This is a genomic window from Hymenobacter seoulensis, assembly GCF_054780535.1.
The window spans coordinates 339,431-363,944 of record NZ_BAAGWD010000002.1; the positions used below are offsets into that span (position 1 = coordinate 339,431).

The following is a 24,514-nucleotide window of genomic DNA, read 5'->3' on the forward strand; positions in this document are numbered from 1 at the left end:
CTAGGCCCCCAAAAAAGCCGAACTCCACAGCAGGGGTTCGGCTTTTTTTAGGACCTAGTGATTTCAAGGTTAGCGGTTGCGGCCATATTGCTCATGGCTACTCACCCAGTCAGACGAAGAAATGGCCGAGCCCAGGCTTAGCTCGCCGGCCAGCACCACGCCCGCTACAATTTCCGCGAACTTGTTCACGGTTCCGCGCCCCACGCACCCTAGCATTCGGAGGCATTCGTTTTGGGTAGCCAGCCCGGTGCCGCCGCCGTGCGTGGCCACAATCAGTGAGGGAATGGTAATGCTCAAGTACAAGTCGCCTTCGGGCGTCACTTCGGAGTACAGCACCCCCGCCGACGACTCCGACACGTTGGCTACATCCTGGCCGGTGGCAATGAACATGGCCGTGATGCCGTTGGCGGAGTGGGCCCCGTTGTTGTTCGCACCGGAAAGAAACGCGCCTACGTTGCTTACCTGGCCGTGGTAAGCCAATTGCTCGGGCGTTACGCGCATGCGCTGTTGTAGCACGTCGCGCTTTATCACGGCCTCGGCCACTACGCGCTTGCCGCGGGTACGCATCACGTTAATCTGCGAAGCTTTTTTGTCGGTAGCGAAGTTAGACTCGAGGTAGAAGTGGCGAATGGGCGCGCCCTTGTAGTGCTCCAGAATCCAGGAGCAGGCTGCGAAGGTAGCGCGGCCTACCATGTTCTGGCCCGCCGCATCGCCGGTTGAAAAGTTGAAGCGCAGGTACGCGAACTTGTTGGCCAGGTAGGTATCAATGTACTGGAGCTTGGCCACGCGCGAGGTGCTTTCAGCCTCGGGTCGGATTTTATCGATTTCCTCTTCCACCCACTTGCCAAAGTCGCGGGCGCCACGGGCATCATCAAACACAAACACCGGGGCGCGTTGCATGGCGTCGCCGATGACGGTGCACTTCACGCCGCCACACAGGTTAAGCACCTGAATGCCGCGGTTGTAGCTGGCCACCAAGGTGCCTTCAGTAGTAGCCATCGGAATGAGGAAGTCGCCCTGGGCATGCTCACCGTTTACGTGCAGCGGGCCGGCTAGCCCCACCGGAATCTGGGCCACGCCCGTGAAATGCTCACAGTTGCCTTGCAGCATGTGGGCGTCAAAGGAGTAGTGCTTCAGGTGTTTAAACTCCTCGCCCGAAAACTCCTCGGCGAACTGCTGCCGGGCCTGGATGGCGGTTTCTGAGTAATCGTCTTCGTCGGAGCGCGGAATACGGGTGCGGTTTTCGGGCCGGTTTACAATGGCGTCTTCTACCTCCACGGTGAGCTCCCCAAACGGGTCAGCGGCAAAGTGCACCTGCACGGTATGCAGTCCTTCTTTCAGTGCCTCCGTGTCAAGGTGGAACGTAGCCGACTGCCCCACGGGAAGCGTGAAGCCCGTGCTATCAGCATTAAACGCAGTAGCAGGCCGTACGTCGCCTTCGCCCAGATCCAGCGCAATTTGCTCCACACCAATCTTTACCCCGTCAATCTGCACGTAGTCAACGCGCGTAATGCGCACAGTGTCGAGGCGGTTTTTGATGCTAAAGGCCACGCCTTCGGGCGTGTTGCGGAGGCTGCCGCGCGTATAGAGCAGCTTGAGCAGCATGGGGCTGGGCGTGAAGATCATCGGGCGGGAGAGGGTTAGTTAGTATTGCGGGTAATGTCTGAAACTTCTGGTAAAAAGCGAGAAGCCGCAGCTTTTTATGGGTTACGTTAATTCAGGAGGAAAGAAACTGGTACCACCATTTCGTGCGGCCGTTCTACTCCGCCGCATACGGCTGGCGAAAAGCGACCAGACAGTAACTGGACTGCCCGTAAAGCTTCCGCATCAAAATCCGGATGGAGTAATTTTAGGATTTTGGTATGGTACACGTTGCCGTCTGTGCCAACCATAAAGGAAACGAATACTTTGCCTCCTATATCCATTCTCAGTCCTATGGCAGGCCAATGCAAGTTCTCTTGAATGAAGCGAGGAAGGCTATCTTTTTTGTGGCGCTTTATATAAGCCGGCATGACTTCACAAAGCATTGGAATAGTGCCTCTTTTGTAAACTGACTCGTAATCTGCCAGCGTAACACCATCCGATAAGCCATCTTTCTGCGGAGTAATGACCTTAGGCTTCATTGGTTCGCACTGCAGCGCAGTCGTATCTACTACTGCACCTACCTGAGCAGAGGTAAGCTGGCTACCGAAACATATGAAAAAAGCTCCCAGGAAAACGAGTATCCTATTCATCGGCTAGCGTTTACTAGGTAGAGCTGGCGCTATTGTTCCTTAAAACGTGATAGGAATGGTATAGTCGACCGACACTGGACGGTGGTTTTGCATCCCTGGGGTGAACTTGCCTTCTAACAAGTTCACCACGCGTAGGGCTTCTGCGTCTAGGGCTGAATGAAGCCCTTTCGTCAATTGTACGTTGCGTACGGCTCCGGTTTCTGTTACCTGAAATATCACGAACACTTTGCCACTCAAGGAGGAAGGCGCATCAGCGGGTCGTTGTACGTTGGCGACAATAAACTTCACGAGAGCTTCCTGGCCTCCTTGGTACATGGGCATCTGCTCTACACCACCAAAGGGCCGATTAGCGGGCTGCTCTTGTGCGGATGCTGGTGGTTGGGTAACTAACGCCGCCTTCTGTACCTGTGCTACCGCTTCCTGGCTCGTGAGCCCTAAGCCACATACCAGCACCAAGGCCACCAGAAACCGGCGGAGGTTTAGCCGCAGTTGGGGCCTAGGCGCGAGCTGCTCCGACCGGAACCGCCCACAAACACGACCGCCAGGAGAAGCTTGAAAGGCCGCCTCCAGCTCAGCTTGGTTGGAAGTGGTGAAGTCAAGAACAACCCGCTGGCACACTGCGCAATGGTGGCCTTGGGCAACCGGCGTCATCTGCTGCCACTCCTCGTGGCAGGCGTTCAGGCGAACATCAAGAATAGGAAGCGGTAGCATAGCCGGCGGATAACAGCAGGAATATACGAAACGGCTGTTGCGTAGCCCGTGGTATCTGCTGATCTGCTAGGCCTAGTTAATCCCAGAACTCCTGGCCGTTAGCGTTGATGTAGCCGGGCTGCCCGTCGGGGGCCAGTACGCGGGCTATATCATTCAGAAATGGCTCGGCCTGGGGGTAGCGGATGTCGGTGAGGGTATTGCCTTCCTCATCAAGGTAGCCAAACAGCTGGCCCTGCTGCACTACCGGAAACATGAGGTTGCCGGTCAGGCGAATGGCATCATACTGCAGAGGCTGCACCAACTTGCCGCTACTATTAATGATTCCCCATTTTGTGCCTTGGCGCACAAACAGCAGCCCGTTGTAGTTTTCACGGATTTCGTCGTAAATGGCGGGCACCGTGGCCGTACCTACGGTAAACCGAAACCCCACCTTGCCCTCCTTGCGGACCAGGTCGCCGTGTTCCAAGGGTTCTTCCTCCGGTTCGGGCAGTGCGGGCTCCAGAAGGCGCTGGCCGGTTGGACTTAGCTCGAAGGTTTCGCCGTTGAGCTCCACGGCTGCCCGGCCCCGGCGGAAAGTAGCCGCGCGGGTAAACCGGATGGGGGTCACGGGGTTGCCACCCCCATCAATATAGCCGTAGCGCTGGCCCTGGCGCACCCAGGCAATCTCATCTACGAAGGGGCCGGTTTCGTCGTAGCGAAGGGGTAGTACCAGGCGGCGCGACTGATCAGCATATCCCCATTTGCTGCCCTGCCGAAAGGGTACGAGGCGGGAAGCTGCCGTTTGGGCCTCCAAATAATTGGGGGCAGTAAGCAACAGTAAAAGTAGCAGTAACAGAGGGCGTTTCATGCGTAAGTAGACCCGATGAGCACCGGCTATTTCAGCTAAGGTACGCAGTTGGCGTAAACCAAATAAGAGGGGCGTGGTTGATTCACTCGTTCTTCACCAAACGGAGCAAATCTTGCCCATGGTTTTAGAATAATACCAGTATTGTACCGGAGGTTTCTGTGTGCCGGGATGGGTATTGTATCTTTGCTTCTCCTCAACGGGCGCCTTGTGGGTCGCCTTCGCTTATGGCATCAACATTCAGATATCCGCTATTTACGTTAGAAGAGAGCTTGACTACCGAGCAACTAGCTTTCTTTCAGGAGTATGGGTTTCTGCACTTTCGGAAGTTTATTTCTTCTGAAACGGTAGAAAGTTTGTTGCAGGCTTCGCAGCAGGTGCAACAGCGCTGGCTGGCTGAACGGGTGCAAAAGGTAAACGGAGTGCCTATTAAGTACGGCAAGGATGTTGATGGCTCGCCCATTGTGCAGCGCTTTGCCTTTGCCTCGCACCACAGCGCAGAGCTGCACGAGTTTCTGCAGGACCCGCGGTTTCGGGCGCTGTTTCCGCTCTTGGAAGCACCCGGTGGCCGGGTTGGCGAAGATGAAAAGGACGGGCTGGTCATCAACCACTACGTAAACGTGCCTGGCTCCGAGTTTTCGCAGATGGGCTGGCACACGGACTCGTTGCGCGACGTGTTTTACGGCAAGAAAATCGGGCCGATGCTGAACGTAGGCGTGCACCTCGATGGTACTCCGGCGACCAACGGCGGCCTGCGCCTGATTCCGGGCACGCACCGCCAGAACCTGCGCGACATCCTCTTCCGCAAGAAGTACTACAAAGACGTAGGCCCCGACCCCAACGAAGTAGCCGTAGAAACCGAGCCCGGCGACTTAACCGTGCACGATGGCCGCATGTGGCACCGGGTGGCGCAGTCGCCGCTGGTGGGCGAGGCCTCGCGCCGCCGCGTGATGTACGTGCCCATCATTGCTGGCAAGTACGAGCCTAAGCACGAAAACAGCCCTACACCGTTCTATCTGCGGTTTTTGCATCTTGTTAAGTAGCCACAACCGACGAAATAGGTTTGACCTCCGATAGGGCCTAGGGGCTTTTGAACCTCAAACCCCTTTCTTCAGGAGCGTACGCATTCACCTCTTTACCCTTTTTGCTTTTGAAAACTGCCCTTATTACCGGCGCTTCCCGCGGAATCGGGCGGGCCATGGCGCTGGAGCTGGCCCGCCGCGGCTACAACCTGCTACTGGCGGCCCGTTCTGCTGATCAGTTAGAGCAGGTAGCGGCCGAGGCGCGGCAGTTGGGGCGGCAGGCGCAGGTGCTAGCGCTGGATCTGGCCATGCCCGGCGCAGCAGTTGAGCTGGCTACCTGGGCTAGTGCGCAAACGCAGGAGTTGGCGGTACTCGTAAACAATGCGGGCTACGGCTTGTGGGGGCGTTTTGAGGAGCTGCCGCTAGCCCAGCAGCATAATATGCTGCAGCTTAATATGCACCTGCCCGTGGAGCTTACGCATGCGTTGCTACCAGCTTTGCGTCGTCAGCCCACAGCGTATATTCTCAATGTTGCTAGCACGGCCGCGTACCAGGCGGTGCCTACGCTCACGCTGTATGCTGCCAGTAAGGCTTTCCTGCTGAGCTTTTCCCGTGGGTTGCGTTTCGAGCTCCGCGACACCAGCGTATCGGTAACGTGCCTGAGCCCCGGCGCCACCACCACCGATTTCGCCGACCGCGCCGGCATGAACTCGGAGCTGCAAGCCGTGGCCAACAAGGTTTCCATGACACCCGAGCAGGTAGCCCAGTTTGGAATTGCCGCTATGCTGGCCGGAGAGGCAGAGGTGATTCCGGGCGCTCTCAATAAGGTGTCGGCCGCCCTGACCTCCTTGGTTCCCAAAGGCCTCACCGAGCGCATTGCGGCCGGCATCTATGAAAAGCACTTAAAGTAAACAGGCTGCACTAGGTGGGGTGAGCAAGTGAACCTAAGGAAGAATTAAATAAGCACCCAAAACAAAGGTCATGCTGAACTTGGCGAAGCATCTCAGCCGCTTCGTTGTAGTGCCGAATAGAAAGTCAGAGGAAGAGATGCTGCGGTAAGCTCAGTATGACCACTCGGATCTTAAGACGCAGGCTAGTACGAATTTGGGCGAAAACAAGACCCTAGGCGGCTGGCGATTCACGAAGCAACTTACTAGCCAGCCAGAAGCTCAGGCCTGCAAACAGCGGCGCGGCCAGCACATCATAGGTGTAGTGCGCATGCTGCACCAGTACCAGAACGCCAATTAGGCAAGTGCCTGCTGCCAGCACCCAGCGCCGCCAGCCGCGGGGCACGGCCAGCGCCAGCAGAAACAGCGTAGCCGTGTGGCCCGAGAAAAACAGGTCTTTGGTGATGGGAACCGGAGCGGCGTAAAAAAGCTGTTCTACCAACGGGTCGTGCAGCAGCACGAGGCCTGTTGGTGGCTCTAGGGGTAGTAAGGCCAGCATCAGGCACCGAAATCCGTGCAGCAGTAAATAAGCCAGCAGGGCGCGCAACAGGGGCTGTGGCCGAGGGAGTAGCGTGGCAACTCCTAACCCAATTCCCAGATAGATAACGCCGAATGCCAGCCCTGAAACATCGTGGGCAGGCAACGCCGCGAGCAGCGGATCAGGAAGCTGGTAGCCAGGGCGGGCCTCAATCCAGGCAAAGAAACGCGGAAGCAAGGTGGCCAGCAGCAATAGCCCCCCGAGTACGAGCAGCAGTTGATGCCGGAACTTGGGGTAGCGCCAGGCCTCAGGCCACGAAACAGAATCAGGTATCATGTACGCGTAAGCAAGTCCGATCAAGTGCACTAGCCCCACGGTGCTACCCAAGTGACCAGGCTGCAAACCTACCGCCAAATTGGGCACGGCCGTGCAAGCAGGTTTTTCTTCGGCAAGATTCGGGCAAAAGCAGTTTGCGGCGTACCTTTTCAACCGACTGTTTTTACCTGCCTGCTTTCCATTCCTCTGCGCATGAAGCTTCTGTACACTGCTTTCACGGCCGCTTTGCTCGGGGCCGTTCCGGCCCTAGCCCAAAACACGGCTCTCTCTGACCAAATTGCCAAGCTGGCACCCCAGCAGGAAGCCAAAGTAATAGCTTGGCGCCGCGACCTGCACCAAAACCCGGAGCTGGGCAACCAGGAAACCCGCACCGCCGCCCTCATTGCCGAGCAGCTCAAGCGCCTCGGGTTGGAGGTGCAGACGGGGGTAGCGCGCACCGGCGTAATCGGGGTGCTAAAAGGAGGAAAGCCCGGCCCTGTGGTAGCCTTGCGCGCCGACATGGACGGGCTGCCCGTCACGGAAAGCAACAATCTGCCGTTTGCCTCCAAAGCCCGCACCACCTACAACGGCCAGGAGGTTGGCGTGATGCACGCCTGCGGCCATGATACGCACGTGGCCATGCTGCTAGGCGCGGCCGAAGTGCTCAGCCAGATGAAAAAAGACCTGCCCGGCACGGTGAAATTCATCTTCCAGCCCGCCGAAGAAGGCTCATTGCCTGGCCAGGAAGGCGGTGCCCGCCTGATGGTGAAGGAAGGCGCCCTCGAGAAGCCAAAGGTTGATGCCATTTTCGGGGTGCACATTCAGGCCCAGACGGAGGTAGGCAAGCTCTCATACCGGCCCGGCGGCGAAATGGCCTCGTCGGATGTATTTACCATCAAAGTGAAAGGCAAATCGGCGCACGGCGCCTACCCTTGGCTTTCCGTCGATCCGGTTGTAACAGCCGCCCAAATTATCCTAGGCTTGCAAACCATTGTAAGCCGCCAGACCGAGCTGACCGAAGATGCCGCCGTGCTGACGGTGGGCATGGTGCACGGGGGCGTGCGCAACAATATTATTCCGGAGCAGGTGGAGCTGACCGGCACTATCCGCTGCCTGAACAAGGAAACTCAGCAGAAAGTGTGGGCCGCCGTGCGCCGCACAGCCAAAGGCATTGCCGAAAGCGCCGGGGCTAGCGCCGAGGTCGAGATTGTAAACTACACGCCCATCACCTTCAACGACCCGCGCCTAACCGAGCAAATGGTGCCAAGCCTTAACCGGGCGGCCGGCGCCGCTAACGTGCGCGTGCAGAAGGCCGTGACGGGGGCCGAAGACTTTGCTTATTATCAGGAAAAAGTGCCGGGCCTGTTCGTGTTCGTGGGCGGCATGCCTAAAGGAAAGAACCCAGCCGAAACGGCCCCGCACCACACTGCTGGCTTCTTCATCGATGAAAGCGGCCTGACCCTAGGGGTGAAAACCTTAGCAACCCTCGCTACCGATTACCTCTCGGCCGGCGCCAAAAAATAAGCCGCTGGGTAGCGCTGGTTTCCTTAAAGATTTCGGCCAATTCAGCCTAATCACGCAACCGCACACCGTGCTATACGTCTGATAGCGCGGTGTGCCGGCTTGTAGCGTGTGCCGCGCGGCATGGCATCCGGCTGCCAAATCTCCCACCTTTGTTCTGTTTCGCTGATGAATATTGCCCTTGTTACCTGTGAAAGTCTGGCCCAGTACGCGGCCCCTAACGTGGAGGACGAGGATGGCCTGCTGACCCGCTACCTGCGCGAGCAGGGCCACACCGTAGAGCCCCGCGTGTGGAGTAATCCGGCCGTAGATTGGCTGCGCTATGATGTGGTAGTAGTAAAGTCGCCCTGGGATTATTTTGATCGGGTAGCTGAGTTTTATGAGTGGCTTGAGCGCATGGAGAGCCTAGGCGTGAAGCTCTTGAACCCAGCCGCTACGGTGCGCTGGAACGCCGATAAAAAGTACTTGCTGGAAATGGAGCAGGCCGGCGTGCACATTGTGCCCACGCACTGGCTTTCGCGCGGGCAAGCCGTGGAGGCCGAGGCACTGTTTGATGAGTTGGGCAACGATACGCTGGTAGTGAAACCGGCCGTGAGCGGCGGCGCCAAAAATACGTTTGTATTTACCCGCCAGGAGTCGGCCATTCGGCAACCACTGCTACAGGATTTGCTGCGCGACGAAGACTTTCTGGTGCAGCCATTTCAGCCCGAAATTCAGCAGGAAGGCGAGTGGTCGTTAATTTACTTTGGCGGCGAGTTCAGCCACTGCGTGCTCAAAACCCCCAAATCCGGCGACTTCCGGGTGCAGCACTACCTAGGCGGCGGCATTGAACCCCGGGAGGCACCCGCCCACCTCCGCCAAGCCGCCGACGCCATCGTGCGCCAGTTTGCCACCGGCTGCCTCTACGCCCGCGTGGATGGGCTAGACCAGGGTGGCCAGTTTCTGCTCATGGAGCTGGAGCTGATTGAGCCCTTCCTGTACTTGGCTTCCTCCGAAGGCTCCTTACCGCGCTACGAAGCCGCCCTCAAGCGGCTGAGCACCAGCCAACACTAGCCCTCGAAAACCACCAAACCGCAAGGCCGTTCAGTGGGGCGGCGACTAGGGTCTTTTCGTATCTGAAACTCTCGTAACCGCGACAGGTTCAGGCATGATACAACCCTAGGCGCCGCCTAACTGAACGGCCTTTGCTGCTTTCCGGACCTAGTGGCTGTCAGTCCGAGAAATCCGAAAAATTCAGCTAAATCCGTGATTAGAAGCCGTACACGGAAAAACCACCATCTACGCTGAGCGTTTGGCCAGTAATGTAGCCGGCTGCGGGTAAGCACAGGAACGCTACGGCCGCCGCTACTTCTTCCGGCTCGCCAATGCGCTTCAGGGGCGTGCGACTCAGCACGTCGTTCAGGTAGGCCTCATTGCTCAGCACGCCGGCGGCCAGTGGGGTCCGGATGTACCACGGGGCCACACAGTTCACTCGAATTCCGAGGCTAGCCCATTCTACAGCTAGGTTTCGGGTGAGCTGCACCAGCGCGGCTTTGGTCATGCCATAAATGGCGCCGGTGCGCACGTGCGTCAGGCCCGCCACCGACGAAATATTTACGATGCTGCCGCCGCCCGCAGCTTTAAGCAGCGGCTGCACGCCCCGGCTTAGTTCCCAGGCCGAGTTGAGGTTGGTAGCCAGCAGATAGCGGTACTCCTCTGCGGTATACTCCACGGAAGGCTTGCGGATGTTGGTGCCTACGTTGTTTACCAGGATGTGCAGCTCAGGCCAGCGCCGGCTGACCTCCGCCAGCAAGTGCGCCCGGCCGGCTTCGGTGCTGATATCAGCCGCTAGGGCGTGAGCCGGCAAGCCCTGCTGTTGCCACTGTGCCACCTGCTGCTCCAAATCGGGGGCCGTGCGAGCCACCGCTAGTACGGTTGCGCCCAGCCCCAAAAGCTCTTCGGCTACCGCGGCTCCTATTCCTTTGGAGGCTCCAGTAACCAGCGCGGTTTGACCCGCCAGCGTCCAGCGAGATGACAAGGAGGATGTCTGCATATGCGTTTCTAGGAATGTTTAAAATTTCGAGCTGCAAAATAGAAGCTTACGCTGGGCTGCTAGGTAGGGTAGTGAAAATCAGCAAGCTGAAAGATATTATAAATGCTATATAAATGGGTTTGTTAAATTGTGAATGTTGCATCAAAAACAACTTTCGCTATAAATGTTATCAACGATTGGACTTATTATTAAAAAGTATTTAATTTACGCCCTCTTTGCTTGCCAACAGTCGTAGTTGGCAGGTGTACAAGTTCTGTTCAATTTTTCTTCACAACCAAATCGCGCTCTATGCTCAACAAATACTCTGCAGCAACCCTATTGCTGCTAGGTGGCCTGGCCTCAACTGCCTTCGCCCAGGACTTCTCCCGGGTAAAAAGCAAAAACCTCAACGACAACGGAACGCCTTTTTTGGTGCAGTTCCGCTCTGAGCTGAACGCATACAAACTCAGCGAGTCGGGCAAGGTGCTGAAGGACCAATTGGAGCTGACCTCCGACGACCAGATGCTCCGTGCCACCACCGAAATTGATAATGCCGGCTTTGTGCACGAGAAGTATCAGCAGTACTTCAAAGGCATTAAGGTAGAGCACGCTACCTACTCTGTGCACGCCCGAAAAGGCAACGTGGAAAGCATTAGCGGCCAGTTTGAGAAGATCAAAGGCATCAACACCACCCCCTCACTGGATGCCAGCGCCGCGCTGCAGCGCGCACTTGCGTTTGTGGGAGCCAAAAAGTACATGTGGGAAGATGCCCGCGAAGAAGCTGGGCTGAAACAGCAGCAGAACAACCCAAACGCCACGTTTAAGCCTCAGGGCGAGCTAGTGATTGTGCGCAAGGGCTACACTCGGGATGCCGCTTCGCTGGGCAAGCCTACTCTAGCCTGGAAGTTTAACGTGTACGCCCAGGCTCCTCTGAGCCGCGCCTTTATTTACGTGGATGCCCAATCGGGTGAGGTAGTACTCCAAGACAACATCATCAAGCACGCGGCGGCTACGGCTACTTTCGCTACGGCGTACAGCGGCACCCGCTCGTTAGCAAACGGCACGGCTACCGGTGGCTACAACCTGCGGGAAGTTACCCGCGGCCTGGGCATTGAAACCTACAACGCCCGCAAAGGCAACAGCTACACCGCCGCCGTCGACTTTATTGATGCCGACAACAACTGGACGGCTGCTGAATACAACAACGCCAACTTCGATAACGTAGCCGGCGACGCGCATTTCGGCGCTCAGGCTACCTACGATTACTGGAAAGCGGTGCATAACCGTAACTCCTACGACAACGCCGGCGCCAAAATCAAGAGCTACGTGCACTTCGATGACACGCCCGGTGACGGTGTAGGGTACGAAAACGCATACTGGAACGGCTCGGTAATGACCTACGGCGATGGTGCTTCTACCTTCAAGCCGCTGGCCTCTATGGACGTGTGCGGCCACGAAATCGGCCACGCCGTGTGCGAAAAAACCGCCAACCTGACCTACCAGAACGAGTCGGGCGCCATGAACGAAGGCTTCTCCGATATCTGGGGTGCCTGCGTGGAGGCCCGCGCCGTGAGCACTTTCGGCCTCACGGGCAAGAGTACCTTCCTGATTGGAGAAGAGGTAATGAAAGCCGGCGGTGCGCTGCGCTCCATGAGCAACCCCAACCAGTACGGCCAGCCTGACACCTACAAAGGCACTTACTGGAAGCCAACCACTACCTCGCCTACCCAAGCCAACGACTACGGCGGGGTGCACACCAACTCGGGTGTATTGAACTTCTGGTTCTACCTGCTCAGCCAGGGCGGCTCGGGCACCAACGACATCGGCAGCGCATACTCGGTAGCCGGGGTGGGCATTGATGCCGCCTCGAAGATTGCCTACCGCACCGAAAGCGTGTACCTGACGGCTTCTTCTACCTTCGCTAACGCCCGCACGGCTGCTATTTCGGCCGCTACCGATTTGTACGGCGCTGGCTCGGCCCAGGTAACTGCCGTTACCAATGCGTGGTATGCAGTAGGAGTAGGCGCCGCGGCCGGTGGCACCACGCCTCCGCCTACCACGGTTACCTACTGCGCTTCCAAAGGCACCACCACTACCTACGAGTGGATCGACTACGTGAAGCTGGGTACTATTGCCCGCACCTCCGCGGCTGATGCCGGCTACTACAACGGCACCGCTACGTCTACCTCGGTGGCCGCTGGCTCTTCGCAAACCATCAGCTTCTCGGCGGGCTTTGCTTCTACCGCTTACACGGAGTACTGGAAAGTATACATCGACTACAACCAAGACGGCGACTTCATCGATTCCGGCGAGCTAGTAGTATCGGGCTCTTCGGCTAGCACCGGCACCCTGTCGGCTACCTTCACGGTGCCTGCTACGGCTAAGTCGGGTGCTACCCGCCTTCGGGTTATCATGAGCGACGCCTCGGCTACCACCAGCTGCAACAGCTACAGCTACGGCGAAACCGAAGACTACACCCTGAACATTTCGGGTGGCACGTTGGCTGCTGCCAGCGTAGCGTCTATCACGGGTGGTTCTAGCCTGAGCAATACCCTCGAGAAAGCCATTACGCTGTTCCCGAATCCTGCTTCCGATGAACTCAACATCGCACTGTCCAGCAAGGCTGAAGTGGTATCGGCTACGGTAACCGACCTGCGTGGTGCGCGCGTAACGGGTGCCCGCTTCGAGAACGGTAAGCTCAACGTAAGCGGTCTGGCTAAAGGCATCTACCTGCTAACCGTTAGCGACGGGCAGAAGTCTTTCCACGAGCGTTTCGTGAAAGAGTAGTCACGGGTACTAGGTGCCGTTTTTACGAAAACCCCGCCCGCTGGCGGGGTTTTCTTTTTGCCTTTATAGCACAAAAAAAGCCTGACTCTTAAGTCAGGCTTTTTTTGTGAAGATTGACCGCTTATCGGGCCCACGGAGCATACTCCAGCTTCAGCTCAACTTGGCCGTAGCCGTCGTTTTTGCCCGAGCTGGAGCGCCCCGAAACCGGGCTGATATCATCGAGTTGGTCGGTGGTGGTGAAGGTGTAAGAGCCTTCTAGGCCTGCATTCAGTTGCGAGGTAAGCTTCACAGTGAAGCCCACACCAACCGGAAGTATGCCGGCCAAAGCAGGGTAGTCGTTGCGCTCAGCCCCCAGATACTCGGGGGTAGAGTTGCCGGAAGGCCGGGTAGTGCCCCGGAACGCTTTGGGGTTATACAGCAGGAGGCCCACGCCCGCTTTCACGTAAGGCTTCACAAGGGAGGCATTGCGGCGAGAGGCGGCATAGGCACCGGCATCATGAAACGGCTCCCATCGCACATACGAAATGCCGGCGAAGTTGGTGCCCTGGAAGGCTAGCCCGCGGGACGTAAGGTAGTCTTTGGCGCCCAGTCGGATGTAGGAGCCTTCGCCGCCTACCTGCCAATGCGGGTGCAACTGATACAAAACGCCCGCACTCAGGCTAGGGCCAATAAACTGGTCGCCGAGGCTGCTGGTTAGGTCGCCGCTGTAGAGGCCAATGCCGCCCCCCAGCGTAAACCGCACCGGCCCGCGGTAATACGCGCGCGCCTGCCCATCGTAGTGCCGGCGCCGACGCTCGGGGCCACTGTTCTGGGCTGCAACGGAATGTGCTGCCGCAACAGAGAAGAATAACAGAGGCAAAAAAGGACGAAACTTCACGCAGAAAAGCAAAAGGTGAGGTCCCGGCATACGCGGCCAGGACGTTACTCGTTGTCTAACGCCCTAGGGTCATGGTTTATTTGAACTTGCCTTCTGGGTCGGGCAGGTGCGTCAGCAGGTTCGACACGAGGTCAAAGTCAACCGCCGAAAAATTGATGTTCTGAGCTTTATGAATGGCAGCCCAGGCCTCAGCGTACTTCTCCTGATGATAATAGGCTTGCCCCAGCTGCTGCCAGGCGGCCACGTTGCCGGCATCCTGGGCGGTAGCTTTTTCTAGGAGTGCTGTGCCACTGGTGAGGTCCTTTTTCTTTTTGGTTTGCTCGTAGCGCAGCAAGTAGCTGGTGCCCAGGTCGCTGAGTAGCATTGAGTTGGTAGGCGCCAGCGCCATTCCCTTCTGGAGCAACTCAATGGCCTGATCGGGGGAAGGGTTGCGGTTAGCGGCTACAATGCCCAGGCCGCGGTAGGCATCGGCGTTAGAGGGGTCGAGGAGCCAAGCCAGGTTAAAGCGGTAGGCGGCCGTGTCGGCTTGGTTTTCGGCTAGGTACTCATAGCCTTTGTTGCTGAAAAAGCGGCTGGCTTCGGCTTTGGAGGCAAAGCTGCTTTCCAGACTAGCTAAGAAAGGCGCTCCAACCGCTTGCGTGGCCTGCTCCGGCGTAAGGCCGCCAAATAAAGGCTGAAGTCGGCGCGCAGCCACCGATACGTTGGTAGAAGCAGCGGCCGAGGTTTTGGATTTACGCTGCGCCTGCGCCGATACCGATACGCTAAGCAATACGGCCGTCGCGAGTAAATAAGAGAATTTCATAAGGAGCCAGAAGGAAAGTAGGTGCACAAGGGCTACTCTCAAAGATACAGCGGCCGCGGCAACCGCAGTTCCCTTTCTGCTAAGCGCTTTTCGCACTAGCCCTTTTAGGTAGCCAAACCGTTGAGTTTGTGTTTGCTCTCGGGCTGGTAGATTTTGCTTTGTGGCGGAGTCAGTTGTGCCACTAGGCCCGTAGTTGCCACAAACCGGTAACAACTTTCTAGTTTAAAAGAGGCGACCCTGCAGGGCTGGGCGCTCAAACTCAAGCAGCCACTGCTTACGCGAAAGTCCGCCGGCATACCCAGTTAGCTTGCCGCTGGCCCCGATAATGCGGTGGCAGGGCCAGATAAGGGCCAGCGGATTCTGGCCGTTCGCGGCACCTACTGCCCGTACGGCACCGGGGTTGCCCAGCTGCCGCGCCATATCCAGATAAGAAGCCGTGCGCCCATACCCCACCGCCGGCAGACTAGCCCACACCTGCCGCTGAAACGGAGTGCCCACCCGGACATCCACGGCCAGATCAAACTCCTGTAGCTCCCGGCCAAAATACGCCGCCAGCTGCTGATAAGCCTCCCGCAGGCAGCCCGCTACCTCTGCTGCCGGCGTAGCAGCCAGCTCCGGCTGAGCACCAGCTTCTGCTACAAACTGCACGGAGCTAAGGCCAGCATCGGAGCCATGCAACGCGAGTAGTCCAAGGGGAGAAGGCAGGTACGCAACCGTGTCAGAAATCATAATTTTGAGGAAAGCCAACAGTCAAAAATACACAACTTCTAGCGGGTAAATTATTGTCGAGCTTACGCGCAAAAGCAGGAATTCAAGGCAATAAGTGCACGAGGTAAACAAGTAGTCAGCTGGAAATACTTATATTGTGCAGGCAAAACGCGCCGGAAAAATGCAAGCCGGGTTCTGCGTTACTTTGTTCGCTAGTGTGTTGTAGGCTTTGCCTGATTCGTTGATTTAAAGCTTTCGTTGCTGTGCGATATTTACTTTTGTGTTCTGTAGTTGGGCTGGGAATGGCCGGTAATGTGCTAGCGGGCAGCGTAGGTAAGCTAGCGCCAGCTCCCTGCTTTGCCAAGTTGGATGGGGCTAGCATCGGCAGTGTTGCATATGGGCCACAGGTAGCCGTTCGTACTCCCGCACAAGGCCTCGGCACCGGACTTACGGCCTCTTACTTTACCAACGGCACCTTGGCTGGTGCCCCGGCTCTTTCGCGGGTGGATGCCGCCGTAGATTTCCGGTGGGGAAAAGGCGCTCCGGCTCCCGGTATCCCCGCCGATAACTTCTCGGTGCGCTGGGAAGGTCTGTTGGCAGGCCCCAGCACTGGCCGCTACCGGTTCTCGGTGGTAACGCCCGATGAGGTGCGCGTGTGGGTGAACGGCAAAAAAGTGGTGGATACCTGGGATGGCAAAAAAGCCAGCGCCACCGATGCCAGCGTAAACCTGGCCGCTGGCGAGAAAACCACCATCAAAATAGAGTACAGCGACACCGATGGCGACGCCACCGTGCAGCTGATGTGGGTAGCTCCCGGTCAGGGCCCTCAGGTTATCCCGATGGGTAGCCTGTATCCGGTAGGTTCGCCTACTACTCCTGATCCGGCCGGTGCTACCCCGGCCGTAGCCGCCAAACCCGCAACCCCCGCGCCGGCGCCAGCCAAGCCTGCTACTCCTGCTCCTGCTCCTGCGCCGGTGGTGGCCGCCAAACCCGTTAAGGCGGCTAAGCCCAGCAAAAAAACAGCGGATAAGCCCGCCGAGGCTACTGCTTCAGTGCCTGCACAGGCGCCAGCACCAGTAGCGGCCAAACCTGCTTCAGCCAAACCCGCCCCGGCCGCCGCGCAAGCTCCGGCTGCCACTGCCCTGACAGGCGGTATATTTACGCTTACTAACCGCGCCACCGGCAAGGCGCTGGAAGTAGATATGGGCCGGCCTGCTACCCGCGCTGAGCAATTGGCCATGGCAGGCAATGCTGCCGCGCCGCAATGGAAAATTGAGAGCGTGGCCGATGGCTACTACCGACTGATGGTGCAGGGCAGCAACAAAGTGCTGGAAGTACTGGGTAGCTCTACCTCCAACGGCGCCGACCTTAGCCTCTGGACGTACTACAGTGGCTACAACCAGCTCTGGCGCATTGAAGATGTAGGCGACGGCTACTACAAGCTCACGGCCAAACACAGCCGCAAAGCCCTCACCCAGAAAGATTCCATTGATGGTGGTTTCCAGCAGTGGCGCTACAATGGCAAAGAAAACCAGCACTGGAAACTAGCTGCCGTGGCGCCGGTTGCCGCTGCCCCGATGGCTGCCTTTACGAACCTGCGGGGTGTGGGCGCCAACAACATGAGCGTGTACCCCAACCCTTCTAACGGCGTGATACAGATGGCGTATGAGCTAAAGCAGGAACAGCCGCTGGGCTGGGTACTGTATAGCCAGCGCGGCGTGGCCGTGCGCGTTTCCGATTACCGCAAGCAGGCCGCCGGCCCGCACAACCAAACCCTCGACTTCACGGATCTGCCCGCCGGCGACTACTACCTGAACCTAACAGTAGGCGCAGAAAATACTCGCCAGCTGATTTCAATTCGGCGCCCCTCAGCTGATGTGCCGGAGGTTGGAGCTTCCAAGTAGGCTAGTAATCAAACTTGTACAAACTGCTGGCCCGGCCCGGACTTCCCTTGCAAAGGGAGGTTTGGGCCGGGCAAGCAGTTTTTGAGTTGGGCTAAGAAGGAGGGCTAGTAATCTGCTCAGCTTTCCAGCACTTTCATCTGTGCCCATAGCTGTTCAAACTCTGCGGCGTAACGCTTCACAATGGCCGGGTCAGGCGTGATTATCAGGTTTTCCAGGTTATACTCAGCGGCTGAGCGGGTCCAGTTGTAGCTGCCCGTGAGTACGGTCCGTTGGTCGGCAATGGCAAACTTGTGGTGCATATGGTTGTCGGTACAATCAGTGCGCACGGCTACGCCGGCTGCGTGCAGTTCGCGCACATCGGAGCCCCGGTCAAAGAGTTTGTCGTTGTCGGTGAGCAGGCGTAGGCGCACCCCGCGGCGGTGCGCCTGTAGCAATACTTCCGTCAGCCGGTCATCGGCCACCGTAAACACGCACACATCCAGCGTATGGCGGGCCTCACTGATAAACTCCCGGATTGCCGCTACGCAATCAGGCCCCGGACTAAAATACACTTGCGCCTGCTGACTGTGGGTAGCCGGGGTTGGGGCCGATTGCTCGGGTAGCAGGGCACTGGCTGCTTCCAGCCATTCTACCACGGCTTTGTCTTTGAACGTATTAAACCGCCCCTTCGCCAGCTCAAACAACTCGTGCCGAAGACGAGCCACGTCGCCGCCCTGGCCGGCAAACTCCACAAGCTGCTGCCGGAGCTGTTGGGCCTCAGTAGGAGAAAGATTTACATCGGCGAAGGCCTGCCGGAACTGAAATAGCAGCTCAGATGAGGCAGAAAGGGGACTGCTCATATACCTAATACGTGGAGGTGAGCAGCTCCACGGGTGCCGGCAGCACTTCCTGCGTAACCTGCTGGGCCTCCAGAAGTGCGTCGGCAGAAGGTATGTCCAGCACGCGGGTCAGGCCTGGATTTGGCTGTGAAGTGTCGGCGTCCCAGAGGCCGGCGCGGTGCCACGGCGTCAGGTGGTCCCAGTCGGGCCGGTCGATGATGGGGTACAGACAGATACCTAGTAAAGGCACGCCGGCCTGCAGCGTACGCACGGCCTCGTGGGCAATCATGCGTAGCCACAGCGGCCGGTCTTGGCCGGGGTGGCTGGTTTCGGTTAGTAATACTGGCCGGCCGTAGCGGCGGTAGGCTTTGTTGAGTAGGTGGCTAAGCGGGCGCCAGCGTGGGTCGTTGTGTTCATTCATCCACGGCAGGGTTTGATGCGGGTCCTGCTGCCACTGGTTGTCGTAGTAGTAATTGAACCCTAGCAAATCCAGATATTCCGGCCGGCCGCCCAGCTCCGGGCATAGTCGGCCCGCTAGCATGTCCACGCTCTGAAACTGGTTGGTATCAAACTCCCGAGCCCTCCGAACCTCAGCGGGCCGCGCTCCGTGCCTTGGCACAATGTTAATGAGCGGCTCTGTGGTCAGGATGCGGATACCGGGGTCGGCTTCTTGCAGGGCAGCTACCCCTTCAATGTAAGCGCGCATCAGGCCCCGCTTCACTTCCCAGCCCTGGCCCACGCAATAGGGTGAGGTTCCGCGCACATCGCCCCCTAGCCAGCTCATAAAGCTCACCTCATTAATGGGCGTCACGATGAGCACATCATCGGGGCGTTGGCTGCGGTAGAAATCCACGAAGGCGCGGCAAAGGTGCGCGAAGCGCCGGGCAAACATGGGGTGTAACGGCGTCAGGTCGTCGGGGTAGCCGAAGTGGCATAAGTCCCAGATTTGCTGTACGTTATTTCGAGCGCCTGCATCTAGTAGCACCTGCACCGTGCTCCAGTCGTACTGATAGGGCTGGCGCTCCACTTGGCTCCACCGAATTCCCTCGCGCACCGTGCTCATGCCGAACGATTGAATGGCCTGATAATCCTCGTCGAGCAGCTCTAGGTGCCCAGTTAGGGTCAGAAAATCAACTCGATTGCCAAATGCATTCAGCTGGTCGGTACACTCAAAACCAGCCATCCAGAACGACTGAAACGGATTGGTGTGGGTAGATAAAGTAGCCATACTTGCCTGGGGTTATGGATCAAAAAGGCGCTAGCCACGCTCCTCTATAAGCCTGGTTAGCGCTCTGTTTACCTTAAAACTGCCGCGTAGGTTGGATACGGTTCAGCACCGAGGTTAAATTTGGGGAGAAACCTGGTTGGTGGGCGACTTAGTACCCCGCTCTTTGCTAGTAAGAGCCTTAGCCTCCACAAAAATGCGCTTAAACTCCGGATGCTTGGCCCGGATGGCGTCCTGTAACTGGTCCACGGCCTGTTCTACCTCCACGGCCGAAAGGTGGTCGTGAAATTCGACATCCAGCGCCAACACCACATCCTGCGGGCCCATGTACATGGTCAGGGGGCGGCGCACCTGCTCCACACTCCGCTGACTTACGGCTATTGCCTCAAGCGAGAAAATCGTTTCGTCGTCTACTCCCTCGCCTACCAGCAAGCCTTTGGTTTTGTAAATCAGGAAGATGGCCACCGCTACCAGCAACACGCCAATGCAGAGGGAAGCTGCTCCATCGAGGTAAGGATTCTTGAGCAGGTGCCCGAAGTAAACTCCGGCCAGCGCAAGTACTAGCCCCAGCAGGGCCGCTAAGTCCTCCATCAGAATAGAAAATACGGAGGGGTCTTTGCTGCGGCCCAGTGTAGCCCAGAAGCCGGCCTCGCCGCGGCTTTTGTTGAACTCCCGGAATGCCAGAAAAAACGAAATGCCCTCAAACACCAACGACAGGCCTAGTACCCAGTAGTTCCAGGTGGGGTCGGTGATGGGGGCGGGGTGCTGAATGTGCTTGATGCCTTCGTAGAACGACATGCCGCCGCCCACCGAGAACACCAGAATGGCCACAATCAACGACCAGAAGTACAGTTCCTTGCTGCGACCAAACGGGTGACGGTCATCGGCCGGCTTCTCGGCCTGTTTTACTCCAAATAGGATAAGCATGCCATTGCCGCTGTCTACGAGGGAGTGAATGCCCTCCGAGAGCATAGCCGAGCTGCCAGTGAAGAAGGCAGCTACAAACTTGCTGATGGCAATGGCTATATTGGCTCCGATGGCCCCGTAAATAGCAATTTTAGAAGAGCTTCCCGCCATACAATAGATAGTTTGTGCACCCGTGGTACGGGCCCCGCCAAGGTGGGGTTGGAACGGCGGGCTGAACAATCTGCCGTTATCCGACTTTTACGCCCCTATGACGCCAACCTCTACTGAAACTACGGCTCCGTTGCGCCGGCGGCTTGGGCTCCTGCAGGCCACCGCCCTCAACATGATTGACATGGTGGGCATCGGGCCGTTCGTGACGCTGCCGCTGGTGATGGGCTTCATGGGACCGTACTTCTTGCTGGCTTGGCTGGTAGGGGCCGGCCTAAGCCTAGTAGATGGCCTTATCTGGAGTGAGCTAGGCGCGGCGTACCCCGAGGCAGGCGGCTCTTACCGCTTTCTGAAGCTAGCGTACGGTGAGCGGAAATGGGGCCGCCTGATGTCGTTTCTGTATGTGTGGCAGACCTTGGTGCAGGCCCCGCTAGTGGTAGCTTCCGGCGCCATCGGGTTTGCGCAGTACTTCGGTTACCTCGTGCCGCTCACAGAGTGGTGGCAGCCCAAGTTGGTTTCGGGGGTAGTGGTATTGCTCCTGATTGCGCTGCTGTACCGGAGGATTGAGGAGATTGGGCGCCTAGGAGTCATGCTCTGGGTAGGCGTGCTGGTCCTGATGGCGTGGCTGATTTTTGGCGGCATCACCCACTCCACACATGCTGTGGCGTGGCTGCCAACGGAGGGAGTATCGGCGCTGCCTGGCATCCTGATATCAGCCGCTATGGGCCAAGCCGCCGTCAAGACTATCTATAGCTACCTGGGCTACTACAACGTGTGCCACCTGGGCGGCGAGGTGAAAGAGCCGCACAAGCTGATTCCGCGCAGCATATTTCTGAGCATTTTGGGCATTGCGGCGTTGTACTTGCTGCTGAACTGGAGTGTGGGCACGGTTATCCCATGGCAGGAGGCTAGTCAGTCGGAGTTTATTGTGAGCACGTTTGTGGAGCGCCTCTATGGCGCGGTGGCGGCCAAAGCGGCTACCGCGCTGGTGTTGTGGGTGGCCTTTGCCTCCCTGTTTGCCGTGCTGCTAGGCTACTCGCGCATTCCGTACGCCGCCGCTGCCGATGGCGAGTTCCTACCCATTTTTGGTCGGCTGCATCCCACCAAGCAGTTTCCGCACGTGTCGCTCCTAATCTTGGGCGGCGTGGGCTTTGTGTTTAGTTTGCTGTTTCGGCTAGGAGAGGTGATTAGCGCTATTCTGGCTATGCGCATTCTCATTCAGTTTGTGGGGCAGGCAGTGGGCTTAGTACTACTTCGGCGTCGTCGGGGCACGGCGGGGCTTCCCTTCCGTATGCCGCTCTACCCGTTGCCCGTAGTGCTGGCCATTGCCGTGTGGCTGTTCATCCTGTATAGCACCGGCCCTACTCTTATTCTTTCGGCGCTAGGCGTAACGGCCGCCGGGGGAGTTGCCTTTCTGCTGTGGAGCCGCAGCCAAAGCCGCTGGCCGTTTGAGCGGTAGCTTAGGCTGGGCTAGTGACCTAGTCTAACCGTTTCTCGTAGCAGAAGAACCGCAGGCCGGGCCGGAAAGCCAGCGTGATTTCGCCGGCGTAGCGGTAGCCCAGCTTGGGAAAGAGCTTCTGGGTTGCTGCGTTTTCCGAGTTGGTATCAACCCGCAGTGCTTTCAGGCCGAAGGATTGAGCTAGGGTTTCGGCTTGGTGCAGCAAGGCCACTGCCAAACCGTGCCCATGCGCCGCCGGGTCTACGGCCAGCCGATGCGTAACAAGGGCCGGCTCCGAGGGGTCCCAATCGGCTTGGGCGTATTCGGGGTCCTGGTCGTTGTTGGTGAGGGCAGCCATGGCGGCTACGTTCCCTTCCATTTCGGCCACCCATAACTGGCCCTTCGCAATATCCTGAGCAAATATGGCTTCATTCGGATACTCATCGCTCCACTGCTGGTTGCCGCTAGCCTGCATTACAGGCACAACCCGGCGCACAATGGCCAGGATGGCGGGTATATCGGAGGTAGTAGCAAGGCGCAGAGAAGCAGGCATAGGATGAGAATATAGGGAGCGGCGCAACGAATATCGGCTACGAAAAGCACAAAAAAGCGGAACGGGCCTAAGCTCATTCCGCTTTTTGATTTCAAGACAACTGATTAGCCGCGGCGCAGCACTTCGGCAGCTTCCTTGGCGAAATAGGTCAGGATGGCATCGGCGCCGGCGCGCTTGATGCTGGTAAGCACTTCCATCATGGTTTTTTCGCCATCGAGCCAGCCATGTTGAGCGGCGGCTTTCACCATGGCGTATTCCCCCGATACGTTATAGGCCGTCACTGGCAGCTGGGTGTTGTCGCGCACTTCCCGAATCACATCTAGGTAGCTCAGGGCAGGTTTAATCATCACCATATCGGCGCCTTCCTGCTCATCGAGGGCTAGCTCGCGGAGGGCTTCACGGCGGTTGGCGGGGTTCATCTGGTAGCTTTTCTTGTCGCCTTTCTTGGGCGCCGAGTCCAGCGCATCGCGGAAGGGGCCGTAGAACGCCGACGCGTATTTGGCCGTGTAGCTCATGATGCTCACGTGCGAAAACGCGTTGCGGTCGAGCACGTCCCGAATCCAGGCCACGCGGCCATCCATCATGTCGCTGGGTCCGATGATATCGGCGCCGGCGCGGGCTTGTGCCAGGGCCATCTGGCCGAGCACCTCCAGCGTCGCATCGTTCAAAATCTCGCCCGACTCGGCATCTACTACCCCATCGTGGCCGTCAGAAGAGTACGGGTCCATGGCTACGTCAGTCATCAGCACCACATCCGGAAACTGGCGCTTGATGTCAGCTACGGTTTTAAGGTACAGGCCTTCTGGGTTCGCCGATTCGCGTGCCAAGCGGTCTTTGAGCGCATCATTGATGCTCGGGAATGGGGCGAAGCTGTTGATGCCCAGCTCCACGCAGCGCCCGATTTCGTCGATCAGGCGGTCGGCAGAGAAGCGGTGAATACCCGGCATGGACTTGACTTCCAGCATCTGGTTCTGACCTTCAATCAGAAACACGGGGTATATAAAATCGTGGGTAGTGAGGCGGGTTTCCTGCACCATGTCGCGGATAACCTGAGACTTGCGGTTGCGGCGCGGACGATGCGTAGGTAGAATAGGCATGAGTTGCTTTCAGTTAATGAGACGAGGTAGAACAGGACAGACAAAGGTAAGGTTGCGCCAATTGGCAACTACCACTGGTCCGCAGCGCCCTACATATTGAAGAACTCTTGGAAGATTTCCAGCCAGGCGTGCTTACCCCCGAGCCCGAGTATCACAAAATAATAGCCCAGAATCACTACCAAGGCGCCTACGCCCAAGCCCAGCCAGCCGCCAAGCAGCAACCCCGCTACCACCCCAGCCGCCACTAGGGTAAACCCAAGCACCAAGTGAAACGTGTCGCGGCCCGCCTGGGAAGCAGCAGGCTGCGCGGCTACTTCAGCGCGGGGCCGCAGGAATGGCCGGGGCGTGGCTACTGCCAGCCGGCGCCAGGGGTTTGAGGCCACGCGAGGCCTAGTACGTGTTGGTTTGCGCGGTGCAGAAACAGCTGGGGCCGTTAGGACCGGTGCAACAGAGGCTGCGGAAGCTACCGGGGTGCCAGCCAATGCAGCGACGCGCGGCGCACTAGGTACCGACGAAGCCGAATGTGCCGAAGGTGCCGTTGAGAAGCGAAAGGCTACCTGCTCGCTACGGCAGCTGGTGAGCAAAAGCAACACAAACGCCCACCCGTGGCGCCGGAAAATTAAGGTTTGCATGCCCCAAGGTAGAGACAAACCACTTTACCCGTAAACCCAACCTAGTAACTCTGGGCGCAACGCAAAGCGCGGCTGTACCACTTCCGGTACAGCCGCGCCAGCACGGTGTGTGAAAACCAGAAAAGAGCGAAGAGCCTACTGCTGTCGGAAGGTAGCGGCTTCAGCCGTGGTGAGCGTAACACGGGTAGCCTGCGGGCCCTGCGAGTCGTGCATCATAATGACGGTGGTGGCGGTATCGGAAGCTGAAGCGGAGAGCGTCTTTCCGAAGGAGGAAGGGCCCTGCAACACGTTTCGGCTAATTTGGCAGCTAGAAAAAGCGGCTCCGGCACCACACAACAACACGAAAACAAAACGAGCACGCATAACAGTCAGGGCTAAAGGAATAATACAACAAAGCTACAGCGCCGGAAAAACGGCCGCTGACTTCCTCGGCCAAGCGGGCACTGGGCCCCGCCAGTTAGGCCGTTTTATCGGCCGGTGGCTTTGGAACTCAACGGTTACGAGTGCACCACGGGC

The 24,514-nt window shown here is 58.0% G+C and carries 23 protein-coding genes; 7 read left to right on the forward strand and 16 right to left on the reverse strand.

Annotation, left to right across the window (positions count from 1 at the left end):
- Positions 1-69: 69 nt before the first annotated feature.
- The 4 genes from ACYVHC_RS09210 to ACYVHC_RS09225 form a co-directional block, all read right to left on the reverse strand.
- Positions 70-1,626 (reverse strand): hydroxymethylglutaryl-CoA reductase, encoded by a 1,557-nt coding sequence (locus tag ACYVHC_RS09210; RefSeq protein ID WP_460613399.1) that lies wholly within the window; start codon positions 1,624-1,626, stop codon positions 70-72.
- An 86-nt stretch (positions 1,627-1,712) separates the two neighbouring features.
- Positions 1,713-2,234 carry an energy transducer TonB gene (locus ACYVHC_RS09215; RefSeq protein WP_460613400.1) on the reverse strand — a complete coding sequence of 174 codons (522 nt, stop codon included), beginning with the start codon at positions 2,232-2,234 and terminating at the stop codon, positions 1,713-1,715.
- A 39-nt stretch (positions 2,235-2,273) separates the two neighbouring features.
- Complete coding sequence (locus tag ACYVHC_RS09220; protein ID WP_460613401.1) at positions 2,274-2,945, reverse strand: energy transducer TonB; 672 nt, start codon at positions 2,943-2,945, stop codon at positions 2,274-2,276.
- A 76-nt stretch (positions 2,946-3,021) separates the two neighbouring features.
- Positions 3,022-3,792 (reverse strand): WG repeat-containing protein, encoded by a 771-nt coding sequence (locus tag ACYVHC_RS09225; protein WP_460613403.1) that lies wholly within the window; start codon positions 3,790-3,792, stop codon positions 3,022-3,024.
- 224 nt (positions 3,793-4,016) lie between these two features.
- Between ACYVHC_RS09225 and ACYVHC_RS09230 the strand changes: the two genes are divergently transcribed.
- Positions 4,017-4,832, forward strand: coding sequence for a phytanoyl-CoA dioxygenase family protein (locus ACYVHC_RS09230; RefSeq protein ID WP_460613404.1), 816 nt, complete (start codon positions 4,017-4,019; stop codon positions 4,830-4,832).
- A gap of 107 nt (positions 4,833-4,939) precedes the next feature.
- Positions 4,940-5,722 carry an SDR family NAD(P)-dependent oxidoreductase gene (locus ACYVHC_RS09235; protein ID WP_460613405.1) on the forward strand — a complete coding sequence of 261 codons (783 nt, stop codon included), beginning with the start codon at positions 4,940-4,942 and terminating at the stop codon, positions 5,720-5,722.
- A gap of 211 nt (positions 5,723-5,933) precedes the next feature.
- Here ACYVHC_RS09235 and ACYVHC_RS09240 read toward each other — a convergent pair whose 3' ends face one another.
- On the reverse strand, positions 5,934-6,572 hold the full coding sequence (locus ACYVHC_RS09240; RefSeq protein ID WP_460613406.1) for a phosphatase PAP2-related protein: 639 nt from the start codon (positions 6,570-6,572) through the stop codon (positions 5,934-5,936).
- Between the two features lie 192 nt (positions 6,573-6,764).
- Between ACYVHC_RS09240 and ACYVHC_RS09245 the strand changes: the two genes are divergently transcribed.
- Complete coding sequence (locus ACYVHC_RS09245; RefSeq protein ID WP_460613407.1) at positions 6,765-8,075, forward strand: zinc-binding metallopeptidase family protein; 1,311 nt, start codon at positions 6,765-6,767, stop codon at positions 8,073-8,075.
- A gap of 165 nt (positions 8,076-8,240) precedes the next feature.
- A complete protein-coding gene (locus ACYVHC_RS09250) occupies positions 8,241-9,125 on the forward strand; it encodes an ATP-grasp domain-containing protein (RefSeq protein ID WP_460613408.1) in 885 nt (294 codons plus the stop codon).
- A 196-nt stretch (positions 9,126-9,321) separates the two neighbouring features.
- Here ACYVHC_RS09250 and ACYVHC_RS09255 read toward each other — a convergent pair whose 3' ends face one another.
- Complete coding sequence (locus ACYVHC_RS09255; RefSeq protein WP_460613409.1) at positions 9,322-10,104, reverse strand: SDR family oxidoreductase; 783 nt, start codon at positions 10,102-10,104, stop codon at positions 9,322-9,324.
- A 288-nt stretch (positions 10,105-10,392) separates the two neighbouring features.
- Between ACYVHC_RS09255 and ACYVHC_RS09260 the strand changes: the two genes are divergently transcribed.
- Positions 10,393-12,870 (forward strand): M4 family metallopeptidase, encoded by a 2,478-nt coding sequence (locus ACYVHC_RS09260; RefSeq protein WP_460613411.1) that lies wholly within the window; start codon positions 10,393-10,395, stop codon positions 12,868-12,870.
- Positions 12,871-12,991: 121 nt separating this feature from the next.
- Here the strand turns inward: ACYVHC_RS09260 and ACYVHC_RS09265 are convergent, their stop codons facing one another.
- The 3 genes from ACYVHC_RS09265 to ACYVHC_RS09275 all read right to left on the reverse strand — a co-directional run bounded on the left by ACYVHC_RS09265 (position 12,992) and on the right by ACYVHC_RS09275 (position 15,278).
- The gene (locus ACYVHC_RS09265) at positions 12,992-13,729 is read right to left on the reverse strand and encodes a hypothetical protein (protein ID WP_460613412.1); all 738 of its coding nucleotides are present in this window, start codon (positions 13,727-13,729) and stop codon (positions 12,992-12,994) included.
- 94 nt (positions 13,730-13,823) lie between these two features.
- On the reverse strand, positions 13,824-14,549 hold the full coding sequence (locus tag ACYVHC_RS09270) for a tetratricopeptide repeat protein (RefSeq protein WP_460613413.1): 726 nt from the start codon (positions 14,547-14,549) through the stop codon (positions 13,824-13,826).
- A 222-nt stretch (positions 14,550-14,771) separates the two neighbouring features.
- A complete protein-coding gene (locus tag ACYVHC_RS09275) occupies positions 14,772-15,278 on the reverse strand; it encodes a methylated-DNA--[protein]-cysteine S-methyltransferase (protein WP_460613414.1) in 507 nt (168 codons plus the stop codon).
- A gap of 281 nt (positions 15,279-15,559) precedes the next feature.
- On the opposite strand from ACYVHC_RS09275, the gene ACYVHC_RS09280 reads away from it, so the two are divergent.
- On the forward strand, positions 15,560-17,161 hold the full coding sequence (locus tag ACYVHC_RS09280) for a PA14 domain-containing protein (RefSeq protein ID WP_460613415.1): 1,602 nt from the start codon (positions 15,560-15,562) through the stop codon (positions 17,159-17,161).
- 116 nt (positions 17,162-17,277) lie between these two features.
- On the opposite strand, the gene ACYVHC_RS09285 is transcribed toward ACYVHC_RS09280, so the two are convergent.
- The 3 genes from ACYVHC_RS09285 to ACYVHC_RS09295 form a co-directional block, all read right to left on the reverse strand.
- Positions 17,278-18,000, reverse strand: a complete 723-nt coding sequence (locus ACYVHC_RS09285) for a phospholipase D-like domain-containing protein (protein ID WP_460613417.1) — start codon at positions 17,998-18,000, stop codon at positions 17,278-17,280.
- Positions 18,001-18,004: 4 nt separating this feature from the next.
- Complete coding sequence (locus tag ACYVHC_RS09290) at positions 18,005-19,207, reverse strand: glycoside hydrolase family 1 protein (protein ID WP_460613418.1); 1,203 nt, start codon at positions 19,205-19,207, stop codon at positions 18,005-18,007.
- 114 nt (positions 19,208-19,321) lie between these two features.
- The gene (locus tag ACYVHC_RS09295) at positions 19,322-20,281 is read right to left on the reverse strand and encodes a cation diffusion facilitator family transporter (RefSeq protein ID WP_460613419.1); all 960 of its coding nucleotides are present in this window, start codon (positions 20,279-20,281) and stop codon (positions 19,322-19,324) included.
- 97 nt (positions 20,282-20,378) lie between these two features.
- On the opposite strand from ACYVHC_RS09295, the gene ACYVHC_RS09300 reads away from it, so the two are divergent.
- The gene (locus ACYVHC_RS09300) at positions 20,379-21,737 is read left to right on the forward strand and encodes an APC family permease (RefSeq protein WP_460613420.1); all 1,359 of its coding nucleotides are present in this window, start codon (positions 20,379-20,381) and stop codon (positions 21,735-21,737) included.
- A gap of 19 nt (positions 21,738-21,756) precedes the next feature.
- Here ACYVHC_RS09300 and ACYVHC_RS09305 read toward each other — a convergent pair whose 3' ends face one another.
- The 4 genes from ACYVHC_RS09305 to ACYVHC_RS09320 form a co-directional block, all read right to left on the reverse strand.
- Positions 21,757-22,269 carry a GNAT family N-acetyltransferase gene (locus ACYVHC_RS09305; protein ID WP_460613421.1) on the reverse strand — a complete coding sequence of 171 codons (513 nt, stop codon included), beginning with the start codon at positions 22,267-22,269 and terminating at the stop codon, positions 21,757-21,759.
- A gap of 104 nt (positions 22,270-22,373) precedes the next feature.
- Positions 22,374-23,366: a porphobilinogen synthase gene (gene hemB, locus ACYVHC_RS09310; protein ID WP_460613422.1), complete on the reverse strand. Its 993-nt coding sequence runs from the start codon at positions 23,364-23,366 to the stop codon at positions 22,374-22,376.
- Between the two features lie 89 nt (positions 23,367-23,455).
- Positions 23,456-23,998 (reverse strand): hypothetical protein, encoded by a 543-nt coding sequence (locus ACYVHC_RS09315; protein ID WP_460613423.1) that lies wholly within the window; start codon positions 23,996-23,998, stop codon positions 23,456-23,458.
- Between the two features lie 135 nt (positions 23,999-24,133).
- Positions 24,134-24,361 (reverse strand): hypothetical protein, encoded by a 228-nt coding sequence (locus ACYVHC_RS09320; RefSeq protein WP_460613424.1) that lies wholly within the window; start codon positions 24,359-24,361, stop codon positions 24,134-24,136.
- Between the last annotated feature and the right edge of the window lie 153 nt (positions 24,362-24,514).

Coding starts and splice junctions, on each gene's coding strand:
- ACYVHC_RS09210 (WP_460613399.1), bottom strand. CDS start 1,626: ATGATCTTCACGCCCAGCCCCATGCTGCTCAAGCTGCTCTATACGCGC.
- ACYVHC_RS09215 (WP_460613400.1), bottom strand. CDS start 2,234: ATGAATAGGATACTCGTTTTCCTGGGAGCTTTTTTCATATGTTTCGGT.
- ACYVHC_RS09220 (WP_460613401.1), bottom strand. CDS start 2,945: ATGCTACCGCTTCCTATTCTTGATGTTCGCCTGAACGCCTGCCACGAG.
- ACYVHC_RS09225 (WP_460613403.1), bottom strand. CDS start 3,792: ATGAAACGCCCTCTGTTACTGCTACTTTTACTGTTGCTTACTGCCCCC.
- ACYVHC_RS09230 (WP_460613404.1), top strand. CDS start 4,017: ATGGCATCAACATTCAGATATCCGCTATTTACGTTAGAAGAGAGCTTG.
- ACYVHC_RS09240 (WP_460613406.1), bottom strand. CDS start 6,572: ATGATACCTGATTCTGTTTCGTGGCCTGAGGCCTGGCGCTACCCCAAG.
- ACYVHC_RS09245 (WP_460613407.1), top strand. CDS start 6,765: ATGAAGCTTCTGTACACTGCTTTCACGGCCGCTTTGCTCGGGGCCGTT.
- ACYVHC_RS09250 (WP_460613408.1), top strand. CDS start 8,241: ATGAATATTGCCCTTGTTACCTGTGAAAGTCTGGCCCAGTACGCGGCC.
- ACYVHC_RS09255 (WP_460613409.1), bottom strand. CDS start 10,104: ATGCAGACATCCTCCTTGTCATCTCGCTGGACGCTGGCGGGTCAAACC.
- ACYVHC_RS09260 (WP_460613411.1), top strand. CDS start 10,393: ATGCTCAACAAATACTCTGCAGCAACCCTATTGCTGCTAGGTGGCCTG.
- ACYVHC_RS09270 (WP_460613413.1), bottom strand. CDS start 14,549: ATGAAATTCTCTTATTTACTCGCGACGGCCGTATTGCTTAGCGTATCG.
- ACYVHC_RS09275 (WP_460613414.1), bottom strand. CDS start 15,278: ATGATTTCTGACACGGTTGCGTACCTGCCTTCTCCCCTTGGACTACTC.
- ACYVHC_RS09280 (WP_460613415.1), top strand. CDS start 15,560: ATGGCCGGTAATGTGCTAGCGGGCAGCGTAGGTAAGCTAGCGCCAGCT.
- ACYVHC_RS09285 (WP_460613417.1), bottom strand. CDS start 18,000: ATGAGCAGTCCCCTTTCTGCCTCATCTGAGCTGCTATTTCAGTTCCGG.
- ACYVHC_RS09290 (WP_460613418.1), bottom strand. CDS start 19,207: ATGGCTACTTTATCTACCCACACCAATCCGTTTCAGTCGTTCTGGATG.
- ACYVHC_RS09295 (WP_460613419.1), bottom strand. CDS start 20,281: ATGGCGGGAAGCTCTTCTAAAATTGCTATTTACGGGGCCATCGGAGCC.
- ACYVHC_RS09300 (WP_460613420.1), top strand. CDS start 20,379: ATGACGCCAACCTCTACTGAAACTACGGCTCCGTTGCGCCGGCGGCTT.
- ACYVHC_RS09305 (WP_460613421.1), bottom strand. CDS start 22,269: ATGCCTGCTTCTCTGCGCCTTGCTACTACCTCCGATATACCCGCCATC.
- hemB (WP_460613422.1), bottom strand. CDS start 23,366: ATGCCTATTCTACCTACGCATCGTCCGCGCCGCAACCGCAAGTCTCAG.
- ACYVHC_RS09315 (WP_460613423.1), bottom strand. CDS start 23,998: ATGCAAACCTTAATTTTCCGGCGCCACGGGTGGGCGTTTGTGTTGCTT.
- ACYVHC_RS09320 (WP_460613424.1), bottom strand. CDS start 24,361: ATGCGTGCTCGTTTTGTTTTCGTGTTGTTGTGTGGTGCCGGAGCCGCT.